Source organism: Paenibacillus sp. SAF-068 (assembly GCF_051967555.1).
GTDB lineage: Bacteria > Bacillota > Bacilli > Paenibacillales > Paenibacillaceae > Paenibacillus.
In genome coordinates this window covers 1,456,809-1,483,269 of sequence record NZ_JBQCJX010000001.1, presented here as the reverse complement: position 1 = coordinate 1,483,269, position 26,461 = coordinate 1,456,809, and the positions used below count along the sequence as shown (strand labels likewise).

24 protein-coding genes are annotated in these 26,461 nt (G+C 46.7%); all 24 read right to left on the bottom strand.

Annotation, left to right across the window (positions count from 1 at the left end; all coding sequences use genetic code 11):
- Window positions 1–56: 56 nt before the first annotated feature.
- Complete coding sequence (locus tag ACTHPG_RS06605) at window positions 57–1,106, bottom strand: helix-turn-helix domain-containing protein (protein WP_440388313.1); 1,050 nt, start codon at window positions 1,104–1,106, stop codon at window positions 57–59.
- Between the two features lie 66 nt (window positions 1,107–1,172).
- On the bottom strand, window positions 1,173–1,940 hold the full coding sequence (locus tag ACTHPG_RS06600) for a DUF3388 domain-containing protein (protein ID WP_053783847.1): 768 nt from the start codon (window positions 1,938–1,940) through the stop codon (window positions 1,173–1,175).
- Between the two features lie 197 nt (window positions 1,941–2,137).
- Window positions 2,138–2,401, bottom strand: coding sequence for a DUF3243 domain-containing protein (locus ACTHPG_RS06595; RefSeq protein WP_017689119.1), 264 nt, complete (start codon window positions 2,399–2,401; stop codon window positions 2,138–2,140).
- 162 nt (window positions 2,402–2,563) lie between these two features.
- The gene (gene ymfI / locus ACTHPG_RS06590) at window positions 2,564–3,334 is read right to left on the bottom strand and encodes an elongation factor P 5-aminopentanone reductase (protein ID WP_440388311.1); all 771 of its coding nucleotides are present in this window, start codon (window positions 3,332–3,334) and stop codon (window positions 2,564–2,566) included.
- A gap of 1 nt (window position 3,335) precedes the next feature.
- Complete coding sequence (yfmH, locus tag ACTHPG_RS06585) at window positions 3,336–4,616, bottom strand: EF-P 5-aminopentanol modification-associated protein YfmH (RefSeq protein ID WP_440388310.1); 1,281 nt, start codon at window positions 4,614–4,616, stop codon at window positions 3,336–3,338.
- Between the two features lie 3 nt (window positions 4,617–4,619).
- Window positions 4,620–5,900, bottom strand: a complete 1,281-nt coding sequence (yfmF, locus tag ACTHPG_RS06580) for an EF-P 5-aminopentanol modification-associated protein YfmF (RefSeq protein ID WP_440388309.1) — start codon at window positions 5,898–5,900, stop codon at window positions 4,620–4,622.
- Window positions 5,901–6,026: 126 nt separating this feature from the next.
- A complete protein-coding gene (sleB, locus tag ACTHPG_RS06575) occupies window positions 6,027–6,857 on the bottom strand; it encodes a spore cortex-lytic enzyme (protein ID WP_440388308.1) in 831 nt (276 codons plus the stop codon).
- Between the two features lie 187 nt (window positions 6,858–7,044).
- Window positions 7,045–9,792 (bottom strand): DNA translocase FtsK, encoded by a 2,748-nt coding sequence (locus tag ACTHPG_RS06570; RefSeq protein ID WP_440388307.1) that lies wholly within the window; start codon window positions 9,790–9,792, stop codon window positions 7,045–7,047.
- Window positions 9,793–9,882: 90 nt separating this feature from the next.
- A complete protein-coding gene (locus tag ACTHPG_RS06565; RefSeq protein WP_440388305.1) occupies window positions 9,883–10,113 on the bottom strand; it encodes a YlzJ-like family protein in 231 nt (76 codons plus the stop codon).
- A complete protein-coding gene (locus ACTHPG_RS06560; RefSeq protein ID WP_440390154.1) occupies window positions 10,110–10,811 on the bottom strand; it encodes a ClpP family protease in 702 nt (233 codons plus the stop codon). The genes ACTHPG_RS06565 and ACTHPG_RS06560 overlap by 4 nt, the downstream gene beginning before the upstream one ends.
- Before the next feature lie 292 nt (window positions 10,812–11,103).
- Entirely contained in the window at window positions 11,104–12,783 is a 1,680-nt protein-coding gene (locus ACTHPG_RS06555; RefSeq protein ID WP_062833839.1) for a ribonuclease J, read from the bottom strand.
- Window positions 12,784–13,259: 476 nt separating this feature from the next.
- On the bottom strand, window positions 13,260–14,138 hold the full coding sequence (gene dapA / locus ACTHPG_RS06550; protein WP_440388304.1) for a 4-hydroxy-tetrahydrodipicolinate synthase: 879 nt from the start codon (window positions 14,136–14,138) through the stop codon (window positions 13,260–13,262).
- 47 nt (window positions 14,139–14,185) lie between these two features.
- Entirely contained in the window at window positions 14,186–15,403 is a 1,218-nt protein-coding gene (gene dapG / locus ACTHPG_RS06545; RefSeq protein WP_253433880.1) for an aspartate kinase, read from the bottom strand.
- A gap of 374 nt (window positions 15,404–15,777) precedes the next feature.
- Window positions 15,778–16,374 carry a dipicolinate synthase subunit B gene (locus tag ACTHPG_RS06540; RefSeq protein ID WP_062833836.1) on the bottom strand — a complete coding sequence of 199 codons (597 nt, stop codon included), beginning with the start codon at window positions 16,372–16,374 and terminating at the stop codon, window positions 15,778–15,780.
- Window positions 16,371–17,270 (bottom strand): dipicolinate synthase subunit DpsA, encoded by a 900-nt coding sequence (dpsA, locus tag ACTHPG_RS06535; protein WP_076208873.1) that lies wholly within the window; start codon window positions 17,268–17,270, stop codon window positions 16,371–16,373. Before dpsA ends, ACTHPG_RS06540 begins: the two co-directional genes overlap by 4 nt.
- Window positions 17,271–17,427: 157 nt before the next feature.
- The gene (dut, locus tag ACTHPG_RS06530; protein WP_339241652.1) at window positions 17,428–17,874 is read right to left on the bottom strand and encodes a dUTP diphosphatase; all 447 of its coding nucleotides are present in this window, start codon (window positions 17,872–17,874) and stop codon (window positions 17,428–17,430) included.
- Window positions 17,834–19,117: a M16 family metallopeptidase gene (locus ACTHPG_RS06525; protein ID WP_440388302.1), complete on the bottom strand. Its 1,284-nt coding sequence runs from the start codon at window positions 19,115–19,117 to the stop codon at window positions 17,834–17,836. Before ACTHPG_RS06525 ends, dut begins: the two co-directional genes overlap by 41 nt.
- 99 nt (window positions 19,118–19,216) lie before the next feature.
- On the bottom strand, window positions 19,217–20,212 hold the full coding sequence (locus ACTHPG_RS06520; RefSeq protein WP_440388301.1) for a polysaccharide deacetylase family protein: 996 nt from the start codon (window positions 20,210–20,212) through the stop codon (window positions 19,217–19,219).
- A 175-nt stretch (window positions 20,213–20,387) separates the two neighbouring features.
- The gene (gene pnp / locus ACTHPG_RS06515) at window positions 20,388–22,490 is read right to left on the bottom strand and encodes a polyribonucleotide nucleotidyltransferase (protein WP_339302967.1); all 2,103 of its coding nucleotides are present in this window, start codon (window positions 22,488–22,490) and stop codon (window positions 20,388–20,390) included.
- Window positions 22,491–22,749: 259 nt separating this feature from the next.
- Entirely contained in the window at window positions 22,750–23,019 is a 270-nt protein-coding gene (gene rpsO, locus ACTHPG_RS06510; protein WP_056700672.1) for a 30S ribosomal protein S15, read from the bottom strand.
- Window positions 23,020–23,178: 159 nt separating this feature from the next.
- Window positions 23,179–24,117: a bifunctional riboflavin kinase/FAD synthetase gene (locus ACTHPG_RS06505; RefSeq protein WP_062835982.1), complete on the bottom strand. Its 939-nt coding sequence runs from the start codon at window positions 24,115–24,117 to the stop codon at window positions 23,179–23,181.
- A gap of 69 nt (window positions 24,118–24,186) precedes the next feature.
- Window positions 24,187–25,110, bottom strand: a complete 924-nt coding sequence (gene truB / locus ACTHPG_RS06500; protein WP_440388299.1) for a tRNA pseudouridine(55) synthase TruB — start codon at window positions 25,108–25,110, stop codon at window positions 24,187–24,189.
- Complete coding sequence (locus ACTHPG_RS06495) at window positions 25,104–26,081, bottom strand: DHH family phosphoesterase (protein WP_440388298.1); 978 nt, start codon at window positions 26,079–26,081, stop codon at window positions 25,104–25,106. The genes truB and ACTHPG_RS06495 overlap by 7 nt, the downstream gene beginning before the upstream one ends.
- Before the next feature lie 19 nt (window positions 26,082–26,100).
- On the bottom strand, window positions 26,101–26,460 hold the full coding sequence (gene rbfA / locus ACTHPG_RS06490; RefSeq protein ID WP_062833829.1) for a 30S ribosome-binding factor RbfA: 360 nt from the start codon (window positions 26,458–26,460) through the stop codon (window positions 26,101–26,103).
- Between the last annotated feature and the right edge of the window lies 1 nt (window position 26,461).

Sequence of the window (26,461 nt, the reverse complement as noted above, 5' to 3'; positions counted from 1 at the left end):
CACCAAAAGTTAACTGCAAGTTAAGACAAGCTTATTATCTCCTGCAGTTGACCCGGTTATTCGCTACCAGTGGTGCCTCCTGTGCTGTCCGTTGAACCATTTTCAGCACCTGTGGAAGAAGCAGTACTGCCACTGTCTTCACCAAGCTTCAAACGGATCCGATTGGTCGCCTTGCCATCCGTTACAACTTGCCCGCCAACCTCAATGGTGGTCGCGGCAGCATAACCGGACTTGATATACATGCCTGCACTATCAAGCTCAAAGGTATAGCTGTCGCCTTCGGCTGTGTTACCATACTCCAACTTCTCTCCACTGGAGTTCTCGCCCTTATACACTTCCAGCCAGCTATGACCTGTGGCTTTGATCGTAACCGTTACAGGTTGCCCTGCACTTCCGTTAACTTTGAAGTTTGTAATATTGCCTGATTTCCCATCTTCTGCAACCGTTACAGCAGACGGTGAATTGTCTGTCGGTTCTTCCTGATTTTCTCCGGTTTCTCCGTCCGTTTGGCCATCCGTTTGACCGTCCGGCTGACCTTCCGTGTCCGTACCGCCACCGTTACCACCAGCGTCGCCTTCACCAGTACCGTCAGTACCTGGGTCTGTCGCAGGCGGATTAGATGCCTGTCCGTTGTCGGCAGGTTGATCCGGTTTATCCTCAGGTTGTTGCTGACTGTCTGTAATTTTGACCGAATCCAGCCCCGGATTATCTGCGTCATCACCTTTGTTATATACTACGTACACATACAACAGGACTACGATCAAAACGGGGAATGTCCACATCAGTGCGACTGACATCCACCTGTTACTACGCTCAACCGGACGGTTGGAACGCTTCTGTATCACCGGTTCCATTGTTGCTTCCGTCTCTTCTGCCGGTACGTCTTTTTTGTGTCCCTCCAGCAGCTCATCAGGGTTTAGTCCCACGGTCTCCGCATAGGTTTTAATAAAAGCGCGCACATAGAAGCTGCCCGGCAGCACTTTATAGTCTCCTGCTTCTATGGCCTCCAGATACCTCTTGCGAATTTTTGTCATTTCCTGTACATCGTCAAGACTCATCCCTTTTTGCAGCCGGGCCTCTCTTAACTGCTGACCCAGTTCAGACATGCCATCTCCTCCTTATGTTTATCTCTTGAGTTGTTGCTAATCTATTCCATGATTCCGTACGGTTACTTACAATTCATCCGTGTAGCTAGCCGTAAACGTATCATAAATAATTTCTTCATTCGGATTATTACGAAGTTCAATAATAATATCAAAATCATTAAAATCATATTCGGATTCCTGAACAAAAATATCCGGATGTTCAATAACTTTGGTGCTAGGCATGGTCATAATATCCTGCAACAGATTGTAATGCCGCTCACTGGAGCGAATTGTACTAACAATACCATCGATAATGAACACATTGTTTGGGTTCAATTCATCCTCGGAGAGTTGGCTTCTTATGGTCTGACGAAGAAGTGTGGAGGAAACAAACGTCCATCGCTTCATCGCACATACACTGCCCGCTATAATGGACTCCGTTTTGCCGACACGAGGCATTCCGCGCAAACCGATGACCTGGTTACCTTCCCTCTTAAATACTTCACCCAAAAAGTCCACAAGTAACCCAAGTTCATCTCGTGTGAACCGAAATGTTTTGCGATCATCCGAGTCACGGTCAATGTATCTGCCATGACGCACGGCCAGAATATCCACCAATTTAGGTTGACGCAAAGCCGATACGGTGATGCTGTTGACTTTGCCAAGCATTTCACCAAGCAAACGGATTTTTTCATCATCATCCGATTCAAGCAGCATGCCTCGAGTTTTGCCTTCCACACCGTTAATGGTCAATATATTCACTTCAAGCATCCCCAGCATGGAGGCAATGTCGCCTAACAAACCGGGTCTGTTCTTATGTATTTTATATTCCATGTACCATTGTTTAGATTCCATTTCAACACCCCGTAATGCATTATTCCACATTATTCGACAGCAACAGAACGTGTCCGCTGGACAACAATCTGGGCCATCTTCTAAAAATGGGTCACGTTAATGATATATAAAATGAAAATGAATTACAAGAACAGCTCTGTAATCCGTTTGTAATCATTAGAGAAAAGCCCCCTTGCGGGAGCTCTTCATCTGTAATCTTATGCGTTTTGTTTGGCCAATTTGACCATCAGGCACGCAATCGTACGACGCTCATCTGCATCGCCGACATCCCATAACTCTTTCAATGCCCGGTTGGAATGGTTCGCCGGATCGACTTTCTCATCAAGGAAGTCGCCGATTTCATACGCAAGTTTGTTAATGGTTTCTTCACTCATCCCCATCTTCTCTGCTTGCAATACGCGGTCACCCAGGAACTTCTTCCATGTGTCAAAACTGGAGAGCACTGTTTTTTCTGTTGACATGATAAATCCTCCTTAGATAACGCATGAGATTTAAAATCAACAGTTGTAATATGTGCTTTCGAGACATTTTATATACGAGCATCTTGAAAATAATCCGGAAGACGCCTGCTTCTCGGCAACCTTCACCTGTTTCGTTCATTGCCACTCTGGTTTCTTGCTGTTCTACGTTAACCAACCGCCATTTGGACTGATAATCTGCCCATTGATATAACCCGATTCAGGTAGAGCCAGAAAATAGACCAATGATGAGATTTCATCAGGTTGTGCCAGTCTTCCTGCCGGAATTTCCTCTTCCAGCATCTTCAGTTCACTTTGATCCAGATGGTCCAGCATGGAAGTCTGAACGGCGCCAGGAGCAACGGCATTTACGGTTACTCCGGAAGGTGCGAGTTCTTTCGCAAGCGCCTTGGTGAATGCATTCACCCCGCCTTTAGTTGTGGAATACAGCACCTCACAAGAGGCACCGGACAGTCCCCAGATTGACGATACATTAATGATTCGGCCATACCTTTGGGAGATCATGTGAGGCATCATCTCCTGTGTACACATAAACGTGCCTTTGAGATTAATGGCCATCACCTCATCCCAGATTTCCTCTGTCACATCAGACAACATTCCATAGTGCGAGATGCCTGCGTTGTTCACAAGGATATCTGGCATGAGATGGTGTGACTCCAGCTTCTCACGCATACGCTGAATCTGTTCCCTGCTGCGAAGATCCGCAGACACGGTCATGATTCTTCCACTGCCCTGGTCCATGCACCGTCTGGCAGCTTCATTCGCGGCTTCATGCGATTTCATATAGTGTATAACAACATTCATTCCCACTCTGGCAAAACGTTCTGCGATAGCCGCTCCGATGCCACCACTTGCTCCAGTTACCAGTACAGTCATTTCCCCAATTGCCTTCAATTGTCCGGTTCCCCTCTCCATATCAAGGACTCACGACTAGCGATACAGCCAGTTGATCCCAGCGAATATGCTCTCTCAGTCTGAGATTTACATCTTCCAGTGTAATCGATTCATAGAGCGGGAGCATATTGAAGAAATCACCGCCACGGAATTGCTGGCGTGTAAATTCATGCGCAATGTTCTCCGGAGAGTTGAGCATACGCAAATATCCGCCTATTTTCTTTTTGCGTGCACGTTCAAAATCCGTGGATTCGAACCCTTTTTCTACAATGGCATCCACTTCTTCACGTATACGCACGAGCAGTTGGTCCGGATCTTTCGTATCCCCACCAATGGCTGAAAACGCATATTGCGGCGAACTGTTATACTCATGTCCAAAACTGTCCGAGATCAGATCTTCATCGTAGAGCTTCTGAAACAATCGTGTACTTGAGCCAAATAAAAGATCCATCATCAGCTGCGTTGTCATATCTCGCCGTAACAATTTTTCTCCGGTGAGTCCAACGTCCGTCTCTTTGAATCCAAACAGACATTTGGGCAGTGAAACTGCCAGTTTCGATTCCCGTCTGGTTTCTCCTACTTGATCTGGCTCCGGTTCGAAGAAACGTTCGATACTCCCTTGTGGCTTATAATCCTTCTGTTCCTGGTTCGAACGAACCATATCAATGACTTCCTGTGGATTTACACCACCTACCACAAACAGGAGCATATTACTCGGGTGATAAAAGGTGTTATAGCACTCATACAACATCTCTTTGGTAATCGTACGGATGGATTCCACCGTTCCGGCAATATCGATATGCACCGGATGTTTCTGATACATGGCTTCGATCAATCCAAAATAAACACGCCAATCCGGATTATCAGCATACATGTCAATTTCTTGCCCAATAATGCCTTTTTCCTTTTCCACATTCTGATCCGTAAAGTAAGGATTTTGCACAAAGTCAACTAATGTTTGTATATTTTCATTCACATGTTCGGTCGCTGAAAACAAATAAACCGTCTGATCGAAGCTCGTAAATGCGTTGGCTGAGGCACCGTGAGACGCAAATGTGGCAAAAATATCACCTGTTGGTTCTTCAAACATTTTGTGTTCCAGGAAATGGGCAATCCCATCCGGAACCTTCACCGCTTCCTGTCCTTCAACCTGAAAATGATTATCCACCGATCCATACTTGGTTGCAAACGTAGCATACGTTTTCTGGAATCCCGGTTTAGGCAAAATATAGACATGCAGTCCGTTATCCATTACTTCGTAATATAGTGTCTCCTGCAAATGCTCATACCGAATGCTCTCCACCGACTATTCCTCCTTCTCGTCCCGCAAGAAATAAATCGTATCCAGACGGAATTGTTCTGCCGCCTCACGAACGTCTTCCTTGCTGATCTGTTCTACCTGAGTCAACAGTTCTTCAGCCGTTCTCTCCTTGCCAGACAACTGTCGATTGAAGTCATAAGCGATCATCTCAAAAGCAGAATCCTGCATTTCCTTAAGCAAGTTGCGAATCATCGCTTTGGTTTGGGACATTTCAAGATCACTGATCGTTCCACTTTTCATTTCTTCCAGCTGTTGCTTGATGATCGTGACGGCCTTTTCATAATTAGGGATTTCAATCCCGGATTGAATGGTGGCAATGCCCTTATGTCCGTCATATCGCGAAGACGCGTAATACGCAAGGCTTTCTTTTTCACGAACATTTACAAACAGTTTGGAATGAGGATAACCACCGAGTATCCCGTTGTACATTAGTGCTGCTGCATACTGAGGATCTCCATAAGTGATAGATGTACGGAGCCCCATATTGAGTTTTCCCTGACTCACATTCAGTCGCTCGACAACGGTTTCTACTTCCTTGTCTCCTCGAACTGCCGCCTGTGTCTGGTAATCGGACGAGGACGTTCGATCTACTTTGAAATGACGTTGAACCAGGTTCTCAACCTCTTCAAGTGTCGTGTCCCCTACCACATACAGATCCATACTCGCCTGTTGCAGCCACTCCTGGTAAGACGCAGTGAGTGTGTCCGGTTCAATTCCGGGCAGATCCTTTCGTTCACCCAGTGGGTGAAGACGGTACGGCTCGTTCTTGCACATCTCCTCAATACTGCGTTCAGCGGCATAACGCATTTTATCATTTACGATGGACTCCAGCTTTTTGCGGACCGTCTCTCGCTCTGCTTGTACATAAGACGTCCTGAAATGTCCATTCTCCTGTGCAGGTCGGGTAAGAACCTCTCCTAGGAAGGCAAATGAACGATCCAGTAGCTGTTCATCCCCTCCAACAAACGAATCATTAATGGTATCCATCCGAAACTGTACAATCTGATAATCGCCACGTTTGTAGACGTCAAAACCAAAACCGGCTCCGTACAGATGCTCCAGTTGCTCACGGAATTGCGTTGTTTCCGGATAGGACTCCGTCCCGCGTCGCAGAACAAAGGGTGTCAGCGCTACTTTGGTTACTGTATCTTCTCGTAAGGGAACGCCTGCATACAGCGATATAGCAAACGTTTTGAATCGTTTAGTCGGAAGCACATGTATACGAAACTCTCTCTTGCTACCTCGTTCGAATCCTGATGTATTCAACTGTCAAAACCCCTTTACGGCGTCATTTGTCATGCAATCGTATGAAGCTAAACGTAACAACCATTTTAACCCATTCAAAAGGCAAGAAGCAACCGAAGTCACGCCTTCTGGTTGCTTCCAACATCATTACATACAAAAGATATGCTGCCCGATTGTTTTCACCTGTGGACGGGTCCAGATCCATTTCGATGTTGCTGTCTTAGGATTAAAATAATAGAGACAACCGCCGGACGGATCCCAGCCATTCAGGGCCTGCTCAACTGCCTTTTTGGCTTGTGCGTTTGGTTCCAGATAGATCTGTCCGTCCGCTACAGCCGTAAATGCACCTGGTTGAAAAATTACGCCTGAGGGTGTACTCGGAAAACTTGGTGATTTTACGCGATTCAGAATGACTGCCGCCACTGCGACTTGACCTTCAAACGGTTCACCCCGAGCTTCACCATATACGGCGTTAGCCATAATCTTGAGTTCATTCTCCGAGAGACCGAGTGCATTGGCAGACCCCATATTATCCTGCTCTTTGTCTGCTGTGTTATTGCTGCTTCCCCCGCCACCACCTGAGGATTCCTTGTGTAGCGGCGGTTCTGTTGGCGACCATTTGGTTGAAGCATTGTACAGCTTGAGCTTGGTTTCAGCTCCAACCACACCATCTGCCTTCATGCCAAACTCGGATTGAAACCATTTGACGGATTTCAGTGTGCTGCTGCCAAAATTACTGTCGATTTTACCATTGTAAAATCCCAGGTACTTCAGACGCCCCTGAAGCTCATATACGTCCTGACCGTAACTTCCATATTTCACTGTATTGCTGCTAAACGTAGGCATGGCCTTTTCTTCTACCTGCGGTGTACGCTCAGCTGAACTTTCAGTTGCTGTATTCCCAGGAAGCAAATAACGAATTCCCAATGCGGATATCAGCAAAATAGCAGTGAAAAGCCATAGGTTCATTTTTCGCATCGACTGTGCTCTACCTTTCTCTTGTGGGATTAACAGAATCGCTAAGGTTATTATGACAAGCCTGCTTGTTTCCTATGCACCAAATCATCCGATCTTTGGAGTAGATGGCAAAACTTCAATCTGCTGAGCATACAAAAAGCCCTCAACCAATAAGTTTGAGGGCTTAGCGACTGGTGCTTCCAAGTCACTATGAGCTTATTTTATTCTGTTGATACTGTTCAAGCGAAACCAGCACTTCCCGTGGTTTGCTACCCTCGTAAGGACCGATGACACCCCGGGCTTCCATGGAGTCAATCAAACGCGCAGCACGCGTGTAACCTACCCGCATACGACGTTGCAACAGGGATACTGACGCTTGTTTTGCCTCCAATATAATCTGTACAGCTTGCTCATATAACTCATCCTGTACTTCATCTGCTGCCTGTATGGAATCATCCACCTCAGGTACAATGGATTCATCATACTGCGCTTCACCTTGACCACGTACGTAATTTACAATATTCTCGACTTCTTCATCGCTCATAAATGCACCTTGTACCCGAACCGGTTTGGATGCGCCCATTGGCATGAACAACATGTCTCCACGACCCAACAGCTTCTCCGCCCCACCCATATCCAGTATTGTTCGGGAATCCACTTGTGAGGATACGCCGAAGGCAATCCGTGATGGAATGTTAGCCTTGATAACTCCGGTAATAACGTCAACAGAAGGACGTTGTGTGGCAATAATCAGATGGATGCCGGCTGCACGGGCCATCTGAGCGAGTCGCGCAATGGCATCCTCCACATCTCCGGCGGCAACCATCATCAGGTCTGCGAGCTCATCCACAATGACAACGATATAAGGCAGAACAGCCGCAGGATTATCTTTCATCAGATTGTTGTAACCCTCAACGTTACGTGTGCCTGATTTGGAGAACAGCTCATATCGTTTCTCCATCTCGACCACAATCTTTTTGAGCGCAAGTGAGGCCCGTTTAGGATCAGTTACTACTGGCGCCATCAGATGCGGAATTCCGTTATATACGTTCAACTCAACCATCTTGGGATCGACCATCAGGAACTTCACTTCATCCGGCTTTGCTTTGTACAATATGCTGGTAATAATTCCGTTAATACACACTGACTTACCGGAACCTGTCGCACCCGCGACCAGCAAATGGGGCATACGAGCCAAGTTACCAATGATCGTCTGTCCGGAGATATCTCGGCCAAATGCAATGGTCACTTTGGATTCTGCATCCTGGAACGTAGCTGTCTCCATTACCTCACGCATCGTTACAACGGATACCTCGCCATTAGGAACCTCGATACCTATAGCAGACTTCCCGGGAATCGGCGCCTCCATCCGGATATCCTTTGCCGCCAGAGCCAGCGCAATATCATCAGTTAAACTTACAATCCTGCTGACCTTGACACCAATATCAGGCTGAATTTCATATCTTGTAACGGCCGGACCTCGAACCACTTCAAGTACTTTGGCACGAACACCGAAGCTTTCCAGTGTAGCTTCCAGCTTGCGTGCTGTCTGCATATAATCCTTCTGGTCACCCGCCTTGCCTCCATTGTTCGGCTTGGCGAGGAGACGGAAGGATGGCAGCTTGTACGGTTTCGGAGGTGGGGGCGGTGGTTTGATGGGTTGTGCGTCCTGCCCCTCGGGAGTTGGAAGATCTGTACCCGAGGTTGATTCATTCGGCAGTTCTTCTCCACTCTGAATTCCATCCACAGCATTCAGCTCGCCCATACCCGCATCGGATGCTGACCATTCTGTCTCTACCAGTTCGTCCGTTATTTTAATCGCCTGTTCGCCCTGTTGAACTACATTTGGATCGGCGAGATCATCAGGGAAAGGATAAGCATCGTCCAGATCATCTTCCATGCTTGCATCCTCGGCTCTGACATGCTCAAAAAAGTCTCGTATGATCGGCGCTGAGTTAGGTTTAGCCTGAACAGCCTGAACTGGAATAGGTGATGAAGCTGATTTGTTCACTGCATCTCCGGTTGTATCCTGCCACGATCCTGTATTGTGATCTTGTTCGGCGCGGTATACAATCTGTTCTGTTTCTACCGAATCGACCTCATCCATTTCACGTCCTGATGTCTCCTGCTCTCGATTAGCTCCCCATTTTCCAAAAAGTTGGAAGAATATTGGTGCCTTTCGTTTTGGCAGATGCCGTTCCTCTAATTCATCCTCATACTCGTCTTCATCATCTTCAACAGGAACAGGCACCACTTTACGAGCGTTACCTTTTTTCCTTCCATCAGAAGTTGCAGCCGAGCGTGCAGAAGCCCGCGATTCCATCTTCTTGTACATCGAACTCCCGGCATCCCAGACCTTGGTTCGGAATATTCGAATCAGATCCACATAAGATAGACTTGTAATCAGCATAAAACTGATGACAAACATGACAATCATGATAAGTCTTGCACCAAGGCTGCCGAACAGCCACAGGAAAAGAGCAAATTGCCCGGCTCCAAGATAACCACCGCTGATATCCTTGTTAAGCATGGAGTCTCTCTCTCCTGGTGCAGCGGGGGTCAGCAACTCGGTTTGCATATCATTATGTACCTGTGTAATCACAGCACCGGGCTCAAGCGCACCTACAGGAATGAGCTTCTGATGCATTGCAGAGACGGTACTCATTAGGGTTAAGGCAAAGACCAGCAATACCAATCCTGTTTTGCGTGTAGTCCAGCCACTCGGCCATTTCCGGTGAATCATCACCATGAGACCATAATAGATACCAACAAGCGGAATCGCAAAATAAAACTTACCAAGTATCAACCCGAACATCTTGGAAAGCGAACGTCCAACGGTGGCTTCACCCGATAATGCAATGACAGCGAGGGTAATAAGCACAATCCCGTAAATTTCGTATTTTAAAACGCCACTAAAACCAGCGCCCTTTTTTTTCCTCTTTTTTCTTCTGGCCAAAATCAGGTCACCCCCAGAAGAATATTATACCATACATATATATTCCGTACATATGTTCTTTTTCTGCTCAATTTGTCTGAATTCGTCGCGTTATGCTGATCCCGAGTTACCTGAAAGCGGCACGGTCGAACCGGGCATATTACTCGGATCGAGGTAGGCCTCAAGTGGACAATCCAGTAAACGTACAATAACAGCTTCATTGTCATTGACAGGCCTCACCTGCATCAGTAAACCATTCATCTTGATCTCCCTTGTATCTTCGCCCTCTTTCCACATTCCCGACCAAAGCTGTTCAGGGGGCATCACTGTATACAACGTCATTGGGTGTAACCTCCCGCTTGCAGAGTCTGTCTCTTGTCTCCTATGAGCTGATTTAACTGAGCAATGGCCTGTCCAATTCCGCCTACCGCATCCATCAACCCATACTTCACTGCATCTGCGCTTCCTACAGCTGTACCAATGTCCCGATTCAACTCACCGGTCTTAAACATCAGTTCTTTGAACATATCCTCAGAGATATTCGAATGAGAAGTCACGAATCGAACAACCCGTTCCTGCATTTTCTCCATGTATTCAAACGTCTGAGGTACCCCAATAACAAGGCCGTTCATCCGAATGGGATGAATGGTCATCGTTGCACTTCCGGCAATGAGAGAATACGTTGAAGCTACAGCAATCGGCACTCCAATGCTATGCCCGCCGCCAATGACCACGGTAACCGTAGGTTTACTTAGTGAAGCAATCATCTCTGCGATGGCCAGACCTGCCTCCACATCTCCCCCTACCGTGTTCAAAATGATCAGAATACCTTCAATACGCTGATTTTGTTCTGCAGCCACCAGCTGTGGAATGATATGCTCGTACTTTGTTGTTTTATTTTGTGGGGGCAAAATTAAATGCCCTTCGACCTGTCCGATAATGGTCATACAGAAAATATTCGATTCACCAGCAGGCGACTGTGTCTGCCCAAATTGCTGAATCGTCTCTGTCACGGGAGAGATGTTCTTATCCTCCTGCATTGGAATCTCCGGTGCTTCAACTTCCGGCTGATTGGATCTTGATGTCTGCTTGCCATTCATACGTTCATTCATTTCTTTTATCCCCTTCTCCAGAAACATTTAATGTATTCCTTAGTATGGGGAATTTTCCAGCTGCCTTATACCCGCTTCATCTAAATTGCTTCACATATTGATTCCATTGCGATCTCCTGAAAAACGCAAAAAAAGCCCCTTCTCTACGAGGAACCGTCCAATATTACTCGTAGAGAAGGGGCGACTGTGTGCCTGAATATATGTTTTTGTTTAGCCTATTTTAAACTTCCATAATGATTGGCAAAATCATCGGTCTACGACGAGTTTGCTCATATAGGAAGCGTCCCAATGCATCTTTAACATTCGTTTTGAGTGAAGCCCACTCGTTAACGTTCTCACTCATCAACTTTTGCAATGTGCTGCTAACGATCCGGTTGGCCTCATCAAGAAGTCCTTCCGATTCACGTACATACACAAATCCGCGAGAGATGATGTCTGGACCGGAAACAATTTTTCCGTCCTGTTTGCTCAGGGTTACCACGACAACAAGGATACCGTCTTGGGACAACAATTTGCGGTCACGCAGTACGATGTTACCCACATCGCCTACACCCAAACCATCAATCAACACGTTACCAGCAGTCACTTTACCTGCTCTGCGTGCTGCTCCGCCTTGAATTTCAATCACTTCACCGATATCCGTAATGAAAATGTTTTCCGGTTCTACGCCTACAGATTCAGCAAGAACCGCGTGACGGCGCTGCATACGGAATTCACCGTGAATTGGCAAGAAGAATTTCGGTTTCATCAGATTGAGCATCAGTTTCAGCTCTTCCTGGCTACCGTGACCAGATACGTGAACCCCACTGTTAGCACCGCTGTAATGCACGTTAGCGCCCAGACGGAAGAGTTCATCAATTGTACGGCCTACATATTTTTCATTACCTGGAACCGGAGTTGCTGCGATAATGACAGTGTCGCCTGGCAGGATGTCCACTTTACGGTGCGTGGAACGAGCCATACGTGTCAGTGCAGACATTGGCTCTCCTTGACTTCCTGTGCAGAGAATCACGACACGATCAGCAGCCATCTTGCCTACTTCTTCTGGTTCAATGATCATGCCATCCGGAATCTCAAGGTAACCCAGTTCTGAAGCAATACCCACGACATTCACCATGCTACGTCCAATAACTGCAACTTTACGTCCAGTCACTTCTGCTGCATTGATGACTTGTTGGATACGGTGTACATTGGAAGCAAATGTCGCTACAACGACACGTTGACTCGCTTTACGGAAGATATCTTCCAGAACGATACCCACATTTTTCTCCGATGGTGTGAATCCAGGTTTCTCAGCATTTGTACTATCAGACAACAGCGCTAGCACGCCATTTGTTCCGATCTGTGCCATACGCTGAAGATCTGCATATTGACCATTAACTGGAGTATGGTCGAATTTGAAGTCACCTGTGTGAACTACTGCACCTTCCGGTGTTTCGACACATACACCAACAGAATCCGGAATACTATGGTTAGTAGCGAAGAACGATGCTTTCAATGCAGTTCCAAGTTGAATCTCGGAGTCTGCATCAATCAGAATACGTTTGGTTTCACCCAGCAAATTCGCTTCTTTCAACTTGTTTTCTACAAGTCCAAGCGTCAGTCTAGTTCCGTATACAGGAACATTCAGATGTTTGAGAACATATGGCAGGCCGCCAATGTGATCCTCATGTCCGTGAGTAAGGATGATCCCTCTTACTTTGTCACGGTTCTCAGTCAGGTAAGAAATGTCAGGGATGACAATATCAATACCAAGCATGTCTTCTTCAGGGAATTTAAGACCAGCATCTACGACTACAATGTCGTTGGCGTATTGGATGACGTACATATTTTTACCAATCTCGCCTACGCCGCCCAAAGCAAAAATCATCAGTTTATCGTTATTATTTTTCTTAGACAAATGAATCTAAACCTCCTATGGTAGTTGGACGTCGTACCTTATTATTTATTGTAAGTTAAGAAAAGTAGTCCATACATCACATACCCACCTATCGGGATGAATGCAAAAGAACACCTTTATTCACGATATTTGGAAGAAGTTCTTCGAAGTGATTCCCTTTTACCAACAAGTTGGATTGAAAATTCCCTCTTAGCCGTTCCTTCCTTTTTCACCGCAAAGCCACACCACGAAACGATGTCGCTTTCAATTTCAAAAAAATACCGCACCCAGTCACTTGACATCATTATACATGATTAAAAACAAAAAAAACAAGTCACTCTCTCGTTAACCTGTAGGTTTCCCCTTAGCAATCGAAAAGAAACCTCACAATTACTCGTAAAAAAAGAACCGCAACCTCGAATACGAGGAGCGGTTCTTTTGCTGATCTAATGAAATTCTCATGATTAATATAATAGTTCCATTTGCAACCTAAATGATTACAAATTAAGCAGACCCTTGATATAAACCTGCTCCTCTTCCGTTGGCGGAATAAGGGGCAAGCGGACAGATCCAACATTCAATCCACGCAATGTCAGCGCGTATTTCACCGCTACCGGGTTTGGTAGAGGTTGTGGACATTCAAACAGGCCTTTAAACACAGGGAACAGCTGCTGATGAATCTGAGCAGCCTGAAGAGGTTCTCCACTATAGAAGGCGTCAATCATTTTCTTCATTTCTGCCCCTACGACATGACTGGCCACACTGACAATTCCATGTGCTCCAACCGCAATCGCTGGTAAGCCTGAGGCATCATCACCGGAGTAAACTCTGAAATGTTCTGGAGCACTTGCTGCAATCAGCGTAACCTGCTCTGTAGACGCACATTCCTTCGTAGCGACAATATTAGGAATCTGTGCAAGACGAAGCGTTGTTGCTGCTGACAGGCTGGTTACTGTACGCCCAGGCACATTGTACAGCATAATAGGCAGCTTGGTAGAGCCTGCAATCGCTTCAAAATGTTTGAACAAACCCTCTTGGCTTGGTTTGTTGTAATAAGGAACAACCAACAATATGCCATCCACTCCGGCACGTTCAGCTTCCTGTGTCAAATGGATGGAATGTGCCGTGTTGTTGCTTCCCGTTCCGGCTATAATCTTGCACCGACCGGCCGCATGTTTCACTGCAAATTCGAATAATTGAACTTTCTCAGTATCACTAAGTGTTGGAGACTCCCCTGTTGTTCCGGAAACCACGAGCGTCTCCGACTTTTGATCTACAATCAGATAGTCGATTAGACGTGCCGTTTCCTCCCAATGAATCTCTCCTTGTTCATTGAACGGAGTGACCATTGCTGTAATCAATCTTCCAAAGTCCAATTCGATTCCTCCTTCAAAACAGGTTTGGCTCCTCTAACTCCAGTTACTTATAAATGAAGTTCGAATGAGGCGTGAAGTGCCCTCAGGGCCTGAACCATATCTTCTTTTTTTACGAGCACCCAGATCGTTGTATTCGAATCTGCCGATTGCAGGATCTGAATGTCAGCCAGTGTCAAGGACTCGACAATTCGAGCCATAATTCCGGGTACACCATTAATGCCTCCGCCAATGACGGACACTTTAGCACAACCGGACAGGCTTTGTGGCTTGAGACCTATCTCCTGCAATACCTGTATGGCTTTCTCGGAATCACTGTCAAAAACCGTATAGACAACTCCCGAGGGGGTAACATTAATAAAATCAACGCTGATCGAATTCTCAGCCATGGTTTTGAACACTTTAAGTTGCAATCGATCTGCACCACCAGGTACATCCACCGTAATTTGGGTTACATTGCTTACGTAGGCAATGCCTGTTACATAACGGTCCACTATGCCTGTCTGTACATCCCGAAAACCTTCCGGATGCGTAACCAGCGTTCCTTCCGTGTCTGCAAAAGTAGATCTTACCCGCACCGGAATCTGGGATTGCATGGCAATCTCGACCGCACGTGGATGGATTACCTTGGCCCCGTGGTGGGCCATATTACAGATTTCAGCATAACTCACAACAGTCAGCGGACGCGCATCCTCAACAATTCGCGGATCGGCAGTGAGTATCCCGTTCACATCTGTGTAGATATCCACCATTTCAGCACGTAATGCTGCACCAAGAGCTGTTGCAGACGTATCACTTCCCCCACGACCCAATGTCGTGAAGTCACCATTCTCCGTCTGCCCCTGGAATCCGGTTACAATAACGACACGGCCCAGCTGAAGCTGCTCCAACACACGAACAGGACGGACATCCAATATCCGGGCATTCCCGAAATTGTCGTCCGTCACAAAACCTGCTTGTGCACCGGTCAGCACTGTAGTTGGAATGCCTTCGTGTTCGAGTAAGCTGCTCAAAGTCGTTGCAGATATGATTTCACCACAGCACAGCAGTAAATCCTTTTCGCGTGCGGATAGTGCGTTTCCGTTCTGTGCAGCCCAATCCAGCAATGTATCGGTCGCATACGGCTCGCCGCGGCGCCCCATTGCAGACACAACAATGACTAGACTCAATCCTGCCTCAAGTTCACGTTTAACGTGACGGAGCACATGCTCTCTCGCCTGAACAGTGGAGAGAGACGTGCCTCCGAATTTCTGTACCATGATACGCATCTTTATTCCTCCATTTGTGTACGCAAGAAGACTGGACACGGGTCAAATCAACAAATGGATCACTCTAGGGAGCGTTCTGATGCAATAATTTCAGCATTTTATACGGCATTCCTTGCCGCTCCTTGTTTTTTGTAATTGTCTGAGACAATCACAAATGAAAGGTGGCGGTTGTTATCGAGATCATGACGCATACACTCACAATAGACCTCTCCCGCTTGCTTAACCTTTATTGCCGCAAGCAGGAATGCCTTATAGACAGGAACGTGGACACAAGCAGCTGTTCAATCCAGCATATCGTCCCCCATGATTTTCTTTGTCTCTCAAACCCTTCATTTCTCCAAGCGCATAAACGTTGTCACCGAATCAATAATCCCTTAAGCTTGTGAAGAACGCTCCACAATCATCGGCTGCAACTGTTTGCCCTCAAGGGCACTCCAGCAAGCCTCTGGAATCAATTCCATTTTGGCGACTAACGAGTTTGGTTTCTTCACTGGATCGTCCTGCCCAAATGGCACAAAATACAAATATTTGGCCACGAGCAATTTGGCGATATTCGCAGCATTCAAGCCCAGACCGTCATTCGTGGAAATAGCAAGCACAAGTGGACGCTGATTGCGCATTTGCGCTTTGGCTGCCATTAGCACTGGACTGTCGGTCATCGCATTAGCCAGCTTGCTTGTTGTATTGCCTGTGCATGGAGCAATTACCAGCACATCAAGCAGCTTGGAAGGCCCTAATGGCTCCGCTTCAACAATTGTAGAAATGATATCATTACCCGTTATATCTTTCAACTGTTTTTGCCAATTTTGCGCCGTACCGAAGCGTGTATCGGTTGTCAGAACCGAATTGGAAATAATCGGAATGACGTTGGCGCCTTCAGCCACGAAGCGGCTAATAACCGGCATAACCTCTTCAAACGTACAATGAGACCCCGTAATTGCATAACCTACCGTTTTTCCCTGCCAGTTCATGATTTAACCTCCCGTGCGTTCTGTTCTTCCAAAAGCAAACGGATCAACGCGTCGGCAATAATGCCGCCAGCCGTTTTGGGAGCAACAATGCCGGGGAGGCCAGGCGCAAGTAGCGCTTTGATACCGCGTTTGTCGGCATACCTGAAATCACAACCGCCAGGAGCGGATGCGAGGTCGATAATGACAGCCTTTTGCGGCATTCTGGACAGGATTTGTGCTGTGATTATCATAGTCGGTATCGTATTAAAAAGCAAGTCAACTTCCCCGGTTTGAGCGGCCAAATCCGTTGTCATGAAAGGCTTCCAGCCCATGATTGTAGCGCGGGCAGCATCCTCTTCCCGCCTGATTCCCACCCGTACATTTGCTCCAAGTCCCTGCAGTGTTTTGGCCATTGTGAATCCTGTTCGACCAATGCCCAGCACAATGCATTCCGAACCATGGATTGTGAAGTCCGTCTCCCGAATAGCTATGGCGATGGCTCCCTCAGCTGTTGGAATAGAGTTGTAAAGTGCAATATCATCACGATCAAGTACTTCAACAAGTCGCAGCCCATTTTCAAGACAAAGTTCGCGCAAGAATGGCTTAGCCATACCTGTGAACACAATACAATGCTCCGGTAATGCTGCAATGTGTTCCTTTTTCAGATAGATCGGCGTATCACTGAATGAAGTACTTACTTTTCCCTGGTCATCGCAACCGACAACAGGCAGTACCAGTACATCAGCGGAAGCAAATACTTCGTCTTCCAATTCCTGGTGCTCGATCCCTGGAATGGAACGCTCTATTTTATCGAAACCCACCACACTTACCGTTGCATCCAGCTCAGCGCACTTTTGAATGACTTCAAGCTGCCGCGCATCTCCGCCCAGGACTACAATCCGGACTCCGGTCAGCATCGGGACGTCACTCCTTTCACCACATGTATGCCTTATCGTATGCAGGGGCCCACAGGGGGGTGAAAACAATAATTGCATTCAACCGTCCGTTCCTCAAATGTAAAAAAGAGCCGCCCCTGTCAGGGACGACTCTAAAGAATGGGTATATTTACGCTGATTATTTCCCGGTATGGCCAAATCCGCCTTCGCCACGTACCGTTTCTGAAAGTTCAGTCACTTCCGTCAATTCAACCGCAGGCACGGTCTGGAAGACGATCTGTGCGATGCGCTCTCCCCGTACAATCGTGAACGGTTCCTGACCCAGATTAATCAACAGCACTTTAACTTCTCCGCGATAGTCCGCATCGATGGTACCCGGTGTGTTGAGGCAGGTAATTCCATGTTTGAAAGCCAGTCCGCTCCGAGGCCGGATCTGTGCCTCCAAGCCAGCTGGCATCGCCATCGCAAGTCCGGTTGGAATCAGCGTGCGCTGCCCCGGTTGTAATACAACGTCTTCCTGAAGTGCAGCTACGACATCAAAGCCGGATGCCAGCTCCGACATTTTTTGTGGCAGCTTAATATCTTCATTGCCCGGCAGTTTCTGTATTTGAACGTAATGCAACAAAATCATCCCTTCTCAATCCAGCGATTGTCTTATCTGAAGCGCCAACCATGGCAAGTGCAAAAGGCTCAGCAAACATCAGATCAAGCACCGCGTTAATATCGTCCATGGTAACTTGCTCAATTTTGGTGATCATCTCATCGAGCGTATGGTGTCTGCCCAGCATCAGCTCGTTTTTACCCAGACGGTTCATGCGACTGCCTGTGCTTTCCAAACTAAGAATCAGGCTTCCCTTCAGCTGCTCTTTTCCTTTGCGGAGTTCATCTTCGGACAAGCCGTTTACAGCCAGGTCGCGCAGAACCTCTTTGGTCAGGTCGAGCACTTCTTTGGTCTGTTTCGGTGCTGTACCCGCATATATGGTGAAAAGTCCGCTGTCTGCATGAGAGCTATGATAGGAATACACGGAGTATGCAAGACCCCGTTTCTCACGAATTTCCTGGAATAGTCTGGAGCTCATGCCTCCACCAATGGCGTTATTTAGAACAACCATGGCGAATTGAAGCGGATCCCCGATTTTACAGCCCGGGAACGAGATACAGATGTGATTCTGTTCCGTTTTCTTTTTGTGGAAGAGCTGTCCGCTTTGGAACGCTGGCATCGTAACTGCTTCCGTTACGCCATTTACATCAAAATCACCAAAATGCTTCTCCATCAGATCAATTACACTGTCGTCAATGTTACCCGCAATACTGATGACTGTGTTCTCAATCGTGTAGTGCTCCTTCATATATGCACGCAGATGGCTGGAATCCATCGCTTTGAGTCGTTCTTCCGTACCCAGAATAGGGTATGCGAGCGGATGCTCACCATAGGCAGCCAAGGCCATCAGATCATGAACCATATCATCAGGCGTATCTTCATACATTGAGATTTCTTCCAGAATGACGTTTTTCTCCTTGATCAATTCACCATCATCCATTTTGGAACGGAAAAACATATCAGATAACACATCAACTGCAATCGGTAAATGTTCATCCAATACTTTAGCATAATAACACGTGTATTCTTTGGAAGTGAACGCATTCACGTTACCACCGATCGCATCGAACTGCTCCGCAATTGCCTTGGCATCATAACGATCTGTTCCCTTGAATAACATGTGTTCAATAAAATGTGATACTCCGTTACTTGCAGGTTGCTCATTACGCGAACCTGTCTTGACCCATATTCCGAAAGACACAGAACGGCAGGTCGGTATCTGTTCCATGACAACTCTGAGGCCATTGCCCAGCTGAATTTTTTTCATGGTTGGCCCTCCTACATCTCTATAATTGCCTTGATCTCAATCTTGTAATTGAAATAGACATTTGGTTCCAACTTTTTGATATTAACAAAAAAACAACGTTCACTCAACCGCAGACGTGTTTACACGTTCCGAAGACAACGTCTCACTTACCGTTCCGAGCACGAGACCTTTGGCCCGAATGGATTGAATCATACCCTTTAAAGCTCCCGAAGAAGCAGCTGTGGGGTGCATTAGAATTAACGAGCCTGCCTCGGTATTTTTCGCAATTTTGGCAACAACGGCATCCGGGCTTGGCTTACGCCAATCTACAGTATCTACTGTCCATAGCACAGTTTGCAATCCCATGGAAGAAGCAATGTCAACGGTCTTCTGATTAAAGTCACCGGAAGGCGGAGCAAACCAGCGATTCTCAACCCCCAGTGTTTTATGGAGCAGATCCTGGGTTTTACTAATTTCCAGTCTGGCCCGTTCTGCGCTCAATCGACTCATATTCGGGTGAGAATATGCATGATTGGACAGCTCATGCCCTCGTTTCTGAATCTCCTTGGCCAGTTCAGCGTTTTTGCTTAACCAACTTCCATCCAGAAAAAAAGTAGCCTTCACTTTCTCGGCATCCAGCGTATCCAGCATCGGTTTAATATATTCGTTCCCCCACGCGACATTAATCATAAAAGAAACCATCGGTTTGTTCGCATTCCCCCGATAGATGGGATGTGCACCCAAATCCTTAAGCTGAATCTCCGGCTCAATCTGACGGTAGATATAAGCAATTTTGGTATTCAACGTTCCACTGAGCGCCTTCCGATATGTCGCCTCCACATCAATCTCCATCCCATTATAGCCAGGAATCGCTTTCCATACCCGATCCACTCTGGCATTCACCGGAGCAATTTTCGTCTCAGCCGCTTTATCCCGAATCGCCGACAACAGCGCATCTTCTCCCGTTGCTTCCTTGAACATGTCAAAAGCATTTTGCGTACCTGGCCCATCACGGATCTCCGTAATGTATGTACGTACACTGCCAACTTGTCCGATCATTATGACCGCAGTCACACCCGCCAGAACAGCCGCCAGCTTTTTGGATTGGTTTCCCACAGCTCCATCCTCCCGCCGTCTTTGTCCCCATCATATGAGGACAAGGGCAAGAATATGAATACCAAGCCATGGTTTCCTTCTTGTTTTCGTATTTAAACGTTAAAAAAAGAGCCAGAAATTCACATTCTGTCTCTTCATTCAATCTATCCATTTATAAACCTGTCGCTTCGGTATCCTAGGATTGAGCCGGAGCTTCAGCAGTCAAAACCGCTTTACGGGACAAGTTGATTCGACCTTGTGGGTCAATCTCTGTTACTTTAACCGTAATGGAATCACCGATGGCTACAACATCTTCCACTTTGGCAACACGTTCTGTTGAGAGTTGTGAGATGTGTACCAGACCTTCTTTGTTCGGAAGTACTTCAACGAATGCACCGAATTTCTCAACGCGTTTTACTTTACCGACATAAATCTCGCCGACTAATACTTCGCGCACAATTCCTTCGATGATCGCTTTTGCTTTATCATTCATCTCTTGGTTGGAAGAAGCGATAAAGACACGTCCATCCTGTTCAATATCAATTTTAACACCGGTTTCTTCGATGATTTTATTGATAATTTTACCACCTGCACCGATCACATCACGGATTTTGTCCGGATTAATATGCATCGTTGTAATTTTAGGCGCATATTGTGATAACTGCTCACGTGGCGTATTCATCACTTCAGTCATTTTGCTCAAGATGTGCAAACGACCTTCTTTGGCTTGAGCCAATGCTTCAGACAAGATTTGACGATCAATACCATCAATTTTAATGTCCATTTGAATCGCAGTTACACCTTCAGGTGTTCCGGCTACTTTGAAGTCCATGTCACCGAGGTGATCTTCCATACCTTGAATATCACTCAGAATGGATACATGATCTCCGTCTTTGATTAGACCCATAGCTACACCCGCAACTGGAGCTTTGATTGGTACACCCGCATCCATCATCGCCAATGTGCTGGCACAGATACTAGCCTGGGAAGTTGAACCGTTGGATTCCAGAACTTCAGATACCAGACGAATCGTGTATGGGAAGTCTGTTTCGGAAGGGATTACTTTGGAAAGCGCACGCTCACCCAGAGCACCATGTCCGATTTCGCGACGGCCTGGAGCACGTAATGGACGAGCTTCACCTACGCTGAATGGTGGGAAATTATAGTGATGCATGAAACGTTTCGTTTCTTCAAGGCTAATTCCGTCCAAAATCTGAACATCGCCCAGTGCACCAAGTGTACAGATGCTAAGTGCTTGCGTTTGACCACGTGTGAACAAACCTGAACCGTGCGTACGTGGCAACAGGGAAGTATCACATTCAATTGGACGAATCTCAGCAAGTCCACGACCATCCGGACGAACTTTATCATGCGTAATCAGACGGCGCACTTCTTCTTTAACGATATCGTGCAGCACTTCCTTCACGTCTTTAAGCAATTCAGGACTTTCAATATACTTCTCTTCAAAGTGAGCAACCGTTTCGTCATTCACGACATCAATCGCATCTTGACGAGCATGCTTCTCGGCAATTTTAACGGCTTCAACCAGACGTGCACTTGCGAAATCACGCACACTGCTGTTGACCTCAGCATTCACGGCATGCAGCTTAACCGCCATTTTTTCCTTACCAGCGACTTGCACCAGTTGTTCGATTACCGCAACAATGTTTTTAATCTCGTCATGTCCGAACATGATGGCTTCAAGCATCACTTCTTCCGGTAATTCGTTTGCTTCAGCCTCAACCATCATGATGGCATCCTTGGTTCCTGCAACCACCAGTTCAAGTTCACTGATTTCCAGCTGTGCAATCGTTGGGTTAATGATGAACTCCCCATCAATACGTCCAACTTTTACGCCACCTATTGGTCCGCTGAATGGAACATCCGAAATGCTCAATGCTGCTGATGTACCAATCATTGCAGCGATTTGCGGTTCGCAATCCTGATCCACACTCATAACGATATTCAGAACTTGTACATCATTCCGGAAGCCTTCCGGGAACAATGGACGAATCGGACGGTCTGTCAGACGGCTTGAAAGGATTGCTTTCTCACTCGGTCTGCCTTCACGTTTAATAAATCCACCCGGGATTTTACCTACGGCGTACAATCTTTCTTCATAGTTCACCGTTAATGGGAAAAAGTCCAGATCTTTCGGCTCACTTGATGCTGTTACGGTACACAATACAACGGTATCTCCGTATGTTACCTTAACGGCAGCATTAGCCTGCTTGGCCAAACGCCCGGTCTCAAGCGTAAGTTTTCTTCCACCAAGCTGCATTTCAACACGCTGTTCCATGAAACCCCTCCTTTTATTCGTTCCTAATTCAATGGATTCTGCATATTCACAGTATTTCCTGCTTGTCCTGCATTCATTAGCTATGTATAGATCTTTCAACATGCTAACCTGCACAACAAAAGCTCCTCACGGAGCCCCATCTACAAATATATGGCAACATGTTCATCTACAAAACAACCCGGCTGTAGGTTCCGCTTGTCCTTTTAGACAAAAGAATGACGGATAACAGCCAGGTTGGTTTTGAAAACATGTACGATAATTAACGACGCAATCCGAGTTTTTCGATCAGTGCGCTGTAACGTTTAACATCTTTGTTTTTCACGTAAGCCAAAAGCTTACGACGTTGACCTACCATTTTCAAAAGTCCACGACGTGAGTGGTGGTCTTTCTTATGCGTACGCAAGTGGTCTGTCAAACTTCTGATGTTTTCCGTAAGGATAGCAACTTGCACCTCTGGAGATCCTGTATCGGACTCGTGAGTTTTGTGCTCGTCGATCAGTTGTTGTTTACGTTCTTGAGTCAATGCCATCCTGTTCACCTCCTTCAATATAATCGCCATTAGCCTCGTCACCGCCGGTGAGAGCAAGCAACCAAGCCAAGGTTAATGTTGTCTCAATCGACAACGTAGTACAGTATATCATAATTGCCTAGTTAAAGTAAATGTAAACATGCATTTAATCCTGGGCCTTTAAGATAACAGGCGACCAGCAGTTAATGCATCTTCACGAATCTGGCTAATCAATGCATCAATGGAGTCAAACTTTCGTTCTGCACGAATATAGTGAACGAGCTCAACCTTAAGTTCCTGGTCATACAAGTGTCCATCAAAATCAAGCAGGTGCACTTCAAACGTAGGTTTCATCCCGCTTTCATGAAACGTAGGTTTCACACCGAGATTCATTACACCGTGCAATTCCTGTTCACCATACTGTACACGAACAGCGTATACACCCTTCGACGGGGTAACGTAATGATCCGTGAGTTCAAGGTTGGCTGTAGGAAATCCAATCGTTCGTCCACGCTTTTCCCCGTGAATGACGGTTCCCCTGATGCTGTAAGGTCGGCCAAGCCACTGACTTGCCTCATCCATCTCCCCACGCTTCAACAGGCCACGAATGAGAGAGCTGCTCACTTTTTCACCATTTAACAAGAAAGGAGGAACGGTTTCCACCGTCATCTCTCCTTCTCCCAACGTACGAAGAAGCTGTTCATCCCCTGCGCCCTTGTGACCAAAACGGAAGTCAAAACCCACCACCGCTGTTCGTGTCTGAAGAGGAATCAACAAATCGTGTACAAATTGTTGCGGCGTCAACCGTGAGAAATCTTCATTGAACTCCACCACATAGAGTACATCAACGCCCATTCCTGCCAGGATGTCTTCTTTATCTCTCAAGGGAGTTAAATAACCCTCGTAATCGCCTTTGCGCATAACTTCCTTCGGATGTGGATGAAAGGTCATGACCGCTGCCTGCATGCCCGTTTCCCGCGCAATGCGGACAGCTGATAATATGACACTTGCATGTCCGAGATGCAGTCCGTCGAATTGACCAATCGCAAGCACTTGGGGAAGTGTGCTCAGTTCAGTCGAATGTAACGTCTGCGGATAGGTTAGCATTACGGTTTTCACAATCATTCACCTGCATTTCACTAGATAGGCCAAGCTTGAGCATCACCACAACTCCAAGCCCGAAACCTCTTATTCCGGCAAAAAGACTTTAACTGCCCTCACCGTTGGTTTTACTTCATCCCGTTCAAATATCCCCAGAAACGTACCATCCTGAGCATATAACCGTAGCAATCCAGGTTGTTCTACAGGGGGTTCCAGAAGACGTGCAGACAGTTTCTGACCTTGAAGTGCTCCTTTGGCTTGTTCTTCCCCAACCTTGTGGGCCGGAATCAAGTCAATAGCCTTGTCAACAGGAATCAGTGCATCTGCCAAAGTCCCATCAGCCATCCGTTGTTCCACTTCTTCAATACGAAGACAATGATCTGCAGAGATACCTGCCGATATTGTACGTTCCAATTGAACCATGGTCGATGGATATCCGAGTTGTCGGCCGATGTCTACACACAATGTCCGAATATAAGTACCTTTTGAACACAAGGCCCGGAAAGAAATATCGGTCGTCTCGCCATGACTCTCAATCCCTGTAAGCTCAAGCTCATAGATTGTGACCTCACGGCTCTTACGCTCTACAGTTTTCCCTTCACGAGCAAGCTCATAAAGTCGTTTCCCGTCTACCTTTACTGCAGAATACATGGGTGGTACCTGAGAGATCGTGCCCAGAAACTGCTCAAGCACCTGTTGAACCTGATCCTGTGTTACTTCCACCGTTGTTTCAGCACGCTCGATGACTTCCCCTGTCATATCCTCTGTGTCAGTAGACAGTCCCAATCTAAGCGTAGCCAGATATTCCTTCGGAAGCTCCTGCATGTATTCTACCACACGTGTCGCTCGCCCAAGACAGAGCGGCAGAACGCCTGTAACTTGTGGGTCCAGTGTGCCTGTATGCCCGATGCGCTTCATCTTGAGAATGCGGCGCATTTTGGCTACAACATCATGAGAAGTAAATCCCGCCGGTTTATATACCGGAAGTACACCTTCAAATGGCTTTACCATTGTGAATTCACCTGCTTCAATACTTTTGCGACAATATCATCCAGTTTGCCTTCCAGTCGACATCCGGCTGCGAGCACATGCCCGCCTCCGCCAAAGGTCTGTGCTAATGCAGCAACATCAATCTTGCCAGCTGAACGCAGAGAAACCTTGACAGCATTCTCGTTGATGACTTTGAAAAAGATGCCCACTTCCACGCCTTGAATATTGCGAGGATAGTTCACTACACCTTCCAGATCTTCGTTAGCTGCTCCGCAAGCTACCATATCATCTGGTGTAATAACAACCCAGGCTATCTTGCCATCATCTGTCATCTGCAGGCTTGATAGGGCTTGATTCAAAATCCGAACTTGGGGAAGAGTTACCTGCTCTAATAAAGTCTGGGCGAGATAGGGTCCATCCACACCATGTTCAAGCAGTCTGGAGGCCGTTGTCATTACATTAGGACTGGTGTTGGCATAGCGGAATCCACCTGTATCCGTAAGCAGTCCTGTATAAACTGCTGTCGCAACATCTTTATCCCATGTTATTTGGAACAGGTTAAGAAAATCGAACAAAATTTCAGCCGTTGCAGCAGCATCTGACTTAATGATGTTGACTGTACCATAACCATTGTTTGTAGGGTGATGATCGATATTCAGAATTACAGCATCTTCTTCGAAATAATGACGCGTCAAACCTACTCTGGCAAAGTCTGCACAATCCACACAGATAACAGCTTTATATTTTCGCTGCGGTGGTTGTTCGGTCATGTTCACAATGTTGCCTGCTTCCCACAAAAATTGCATGCGCCCGGGGATTTCGCCTTCATTAATCATCGTGAATGTCTTACCCAGACATGACAGCAGCCAGCCCACCGTTACCGTCGAGCTGACTGCGTCACCGTCCGGCTGTACATGCGACACGACCAGGTAATCATCATGCTCCAGCAGAAATTGCTTTCCGGCCTGGAGCGCCTGTTCATAAGTGTGCATTGCCGTCTCCTCTATTCTGTTACTGGGATTCGTTTTTGTCGGAACCAATATCGCCAAGCAGCTTCTCAATGCGGCTACCATAAGCGATGGATTCGTCAATCTTGAATATCAACTCGGGAACATGACGGAATCGGATACGTTTGCCCAGCTCTGAGCGCAAAAATCCATTTGCTTTTGCCAGTGCTTTGAGCGAGTTATCTTTTTGTTCCTGTTCACCGAAGACACTCAGATAAACTTTGGCTTGCGACAAGTCTCCTGTCACTTCGACTCCCGTTACCGTAATAAAGCCGATACGTGGATCTTTCAGTTCAGACTGGATGAGCAGACTCAATTCTTTCTTGATCTGCTCGCCCACTCTACCTGTACGAATCTTAGCCATT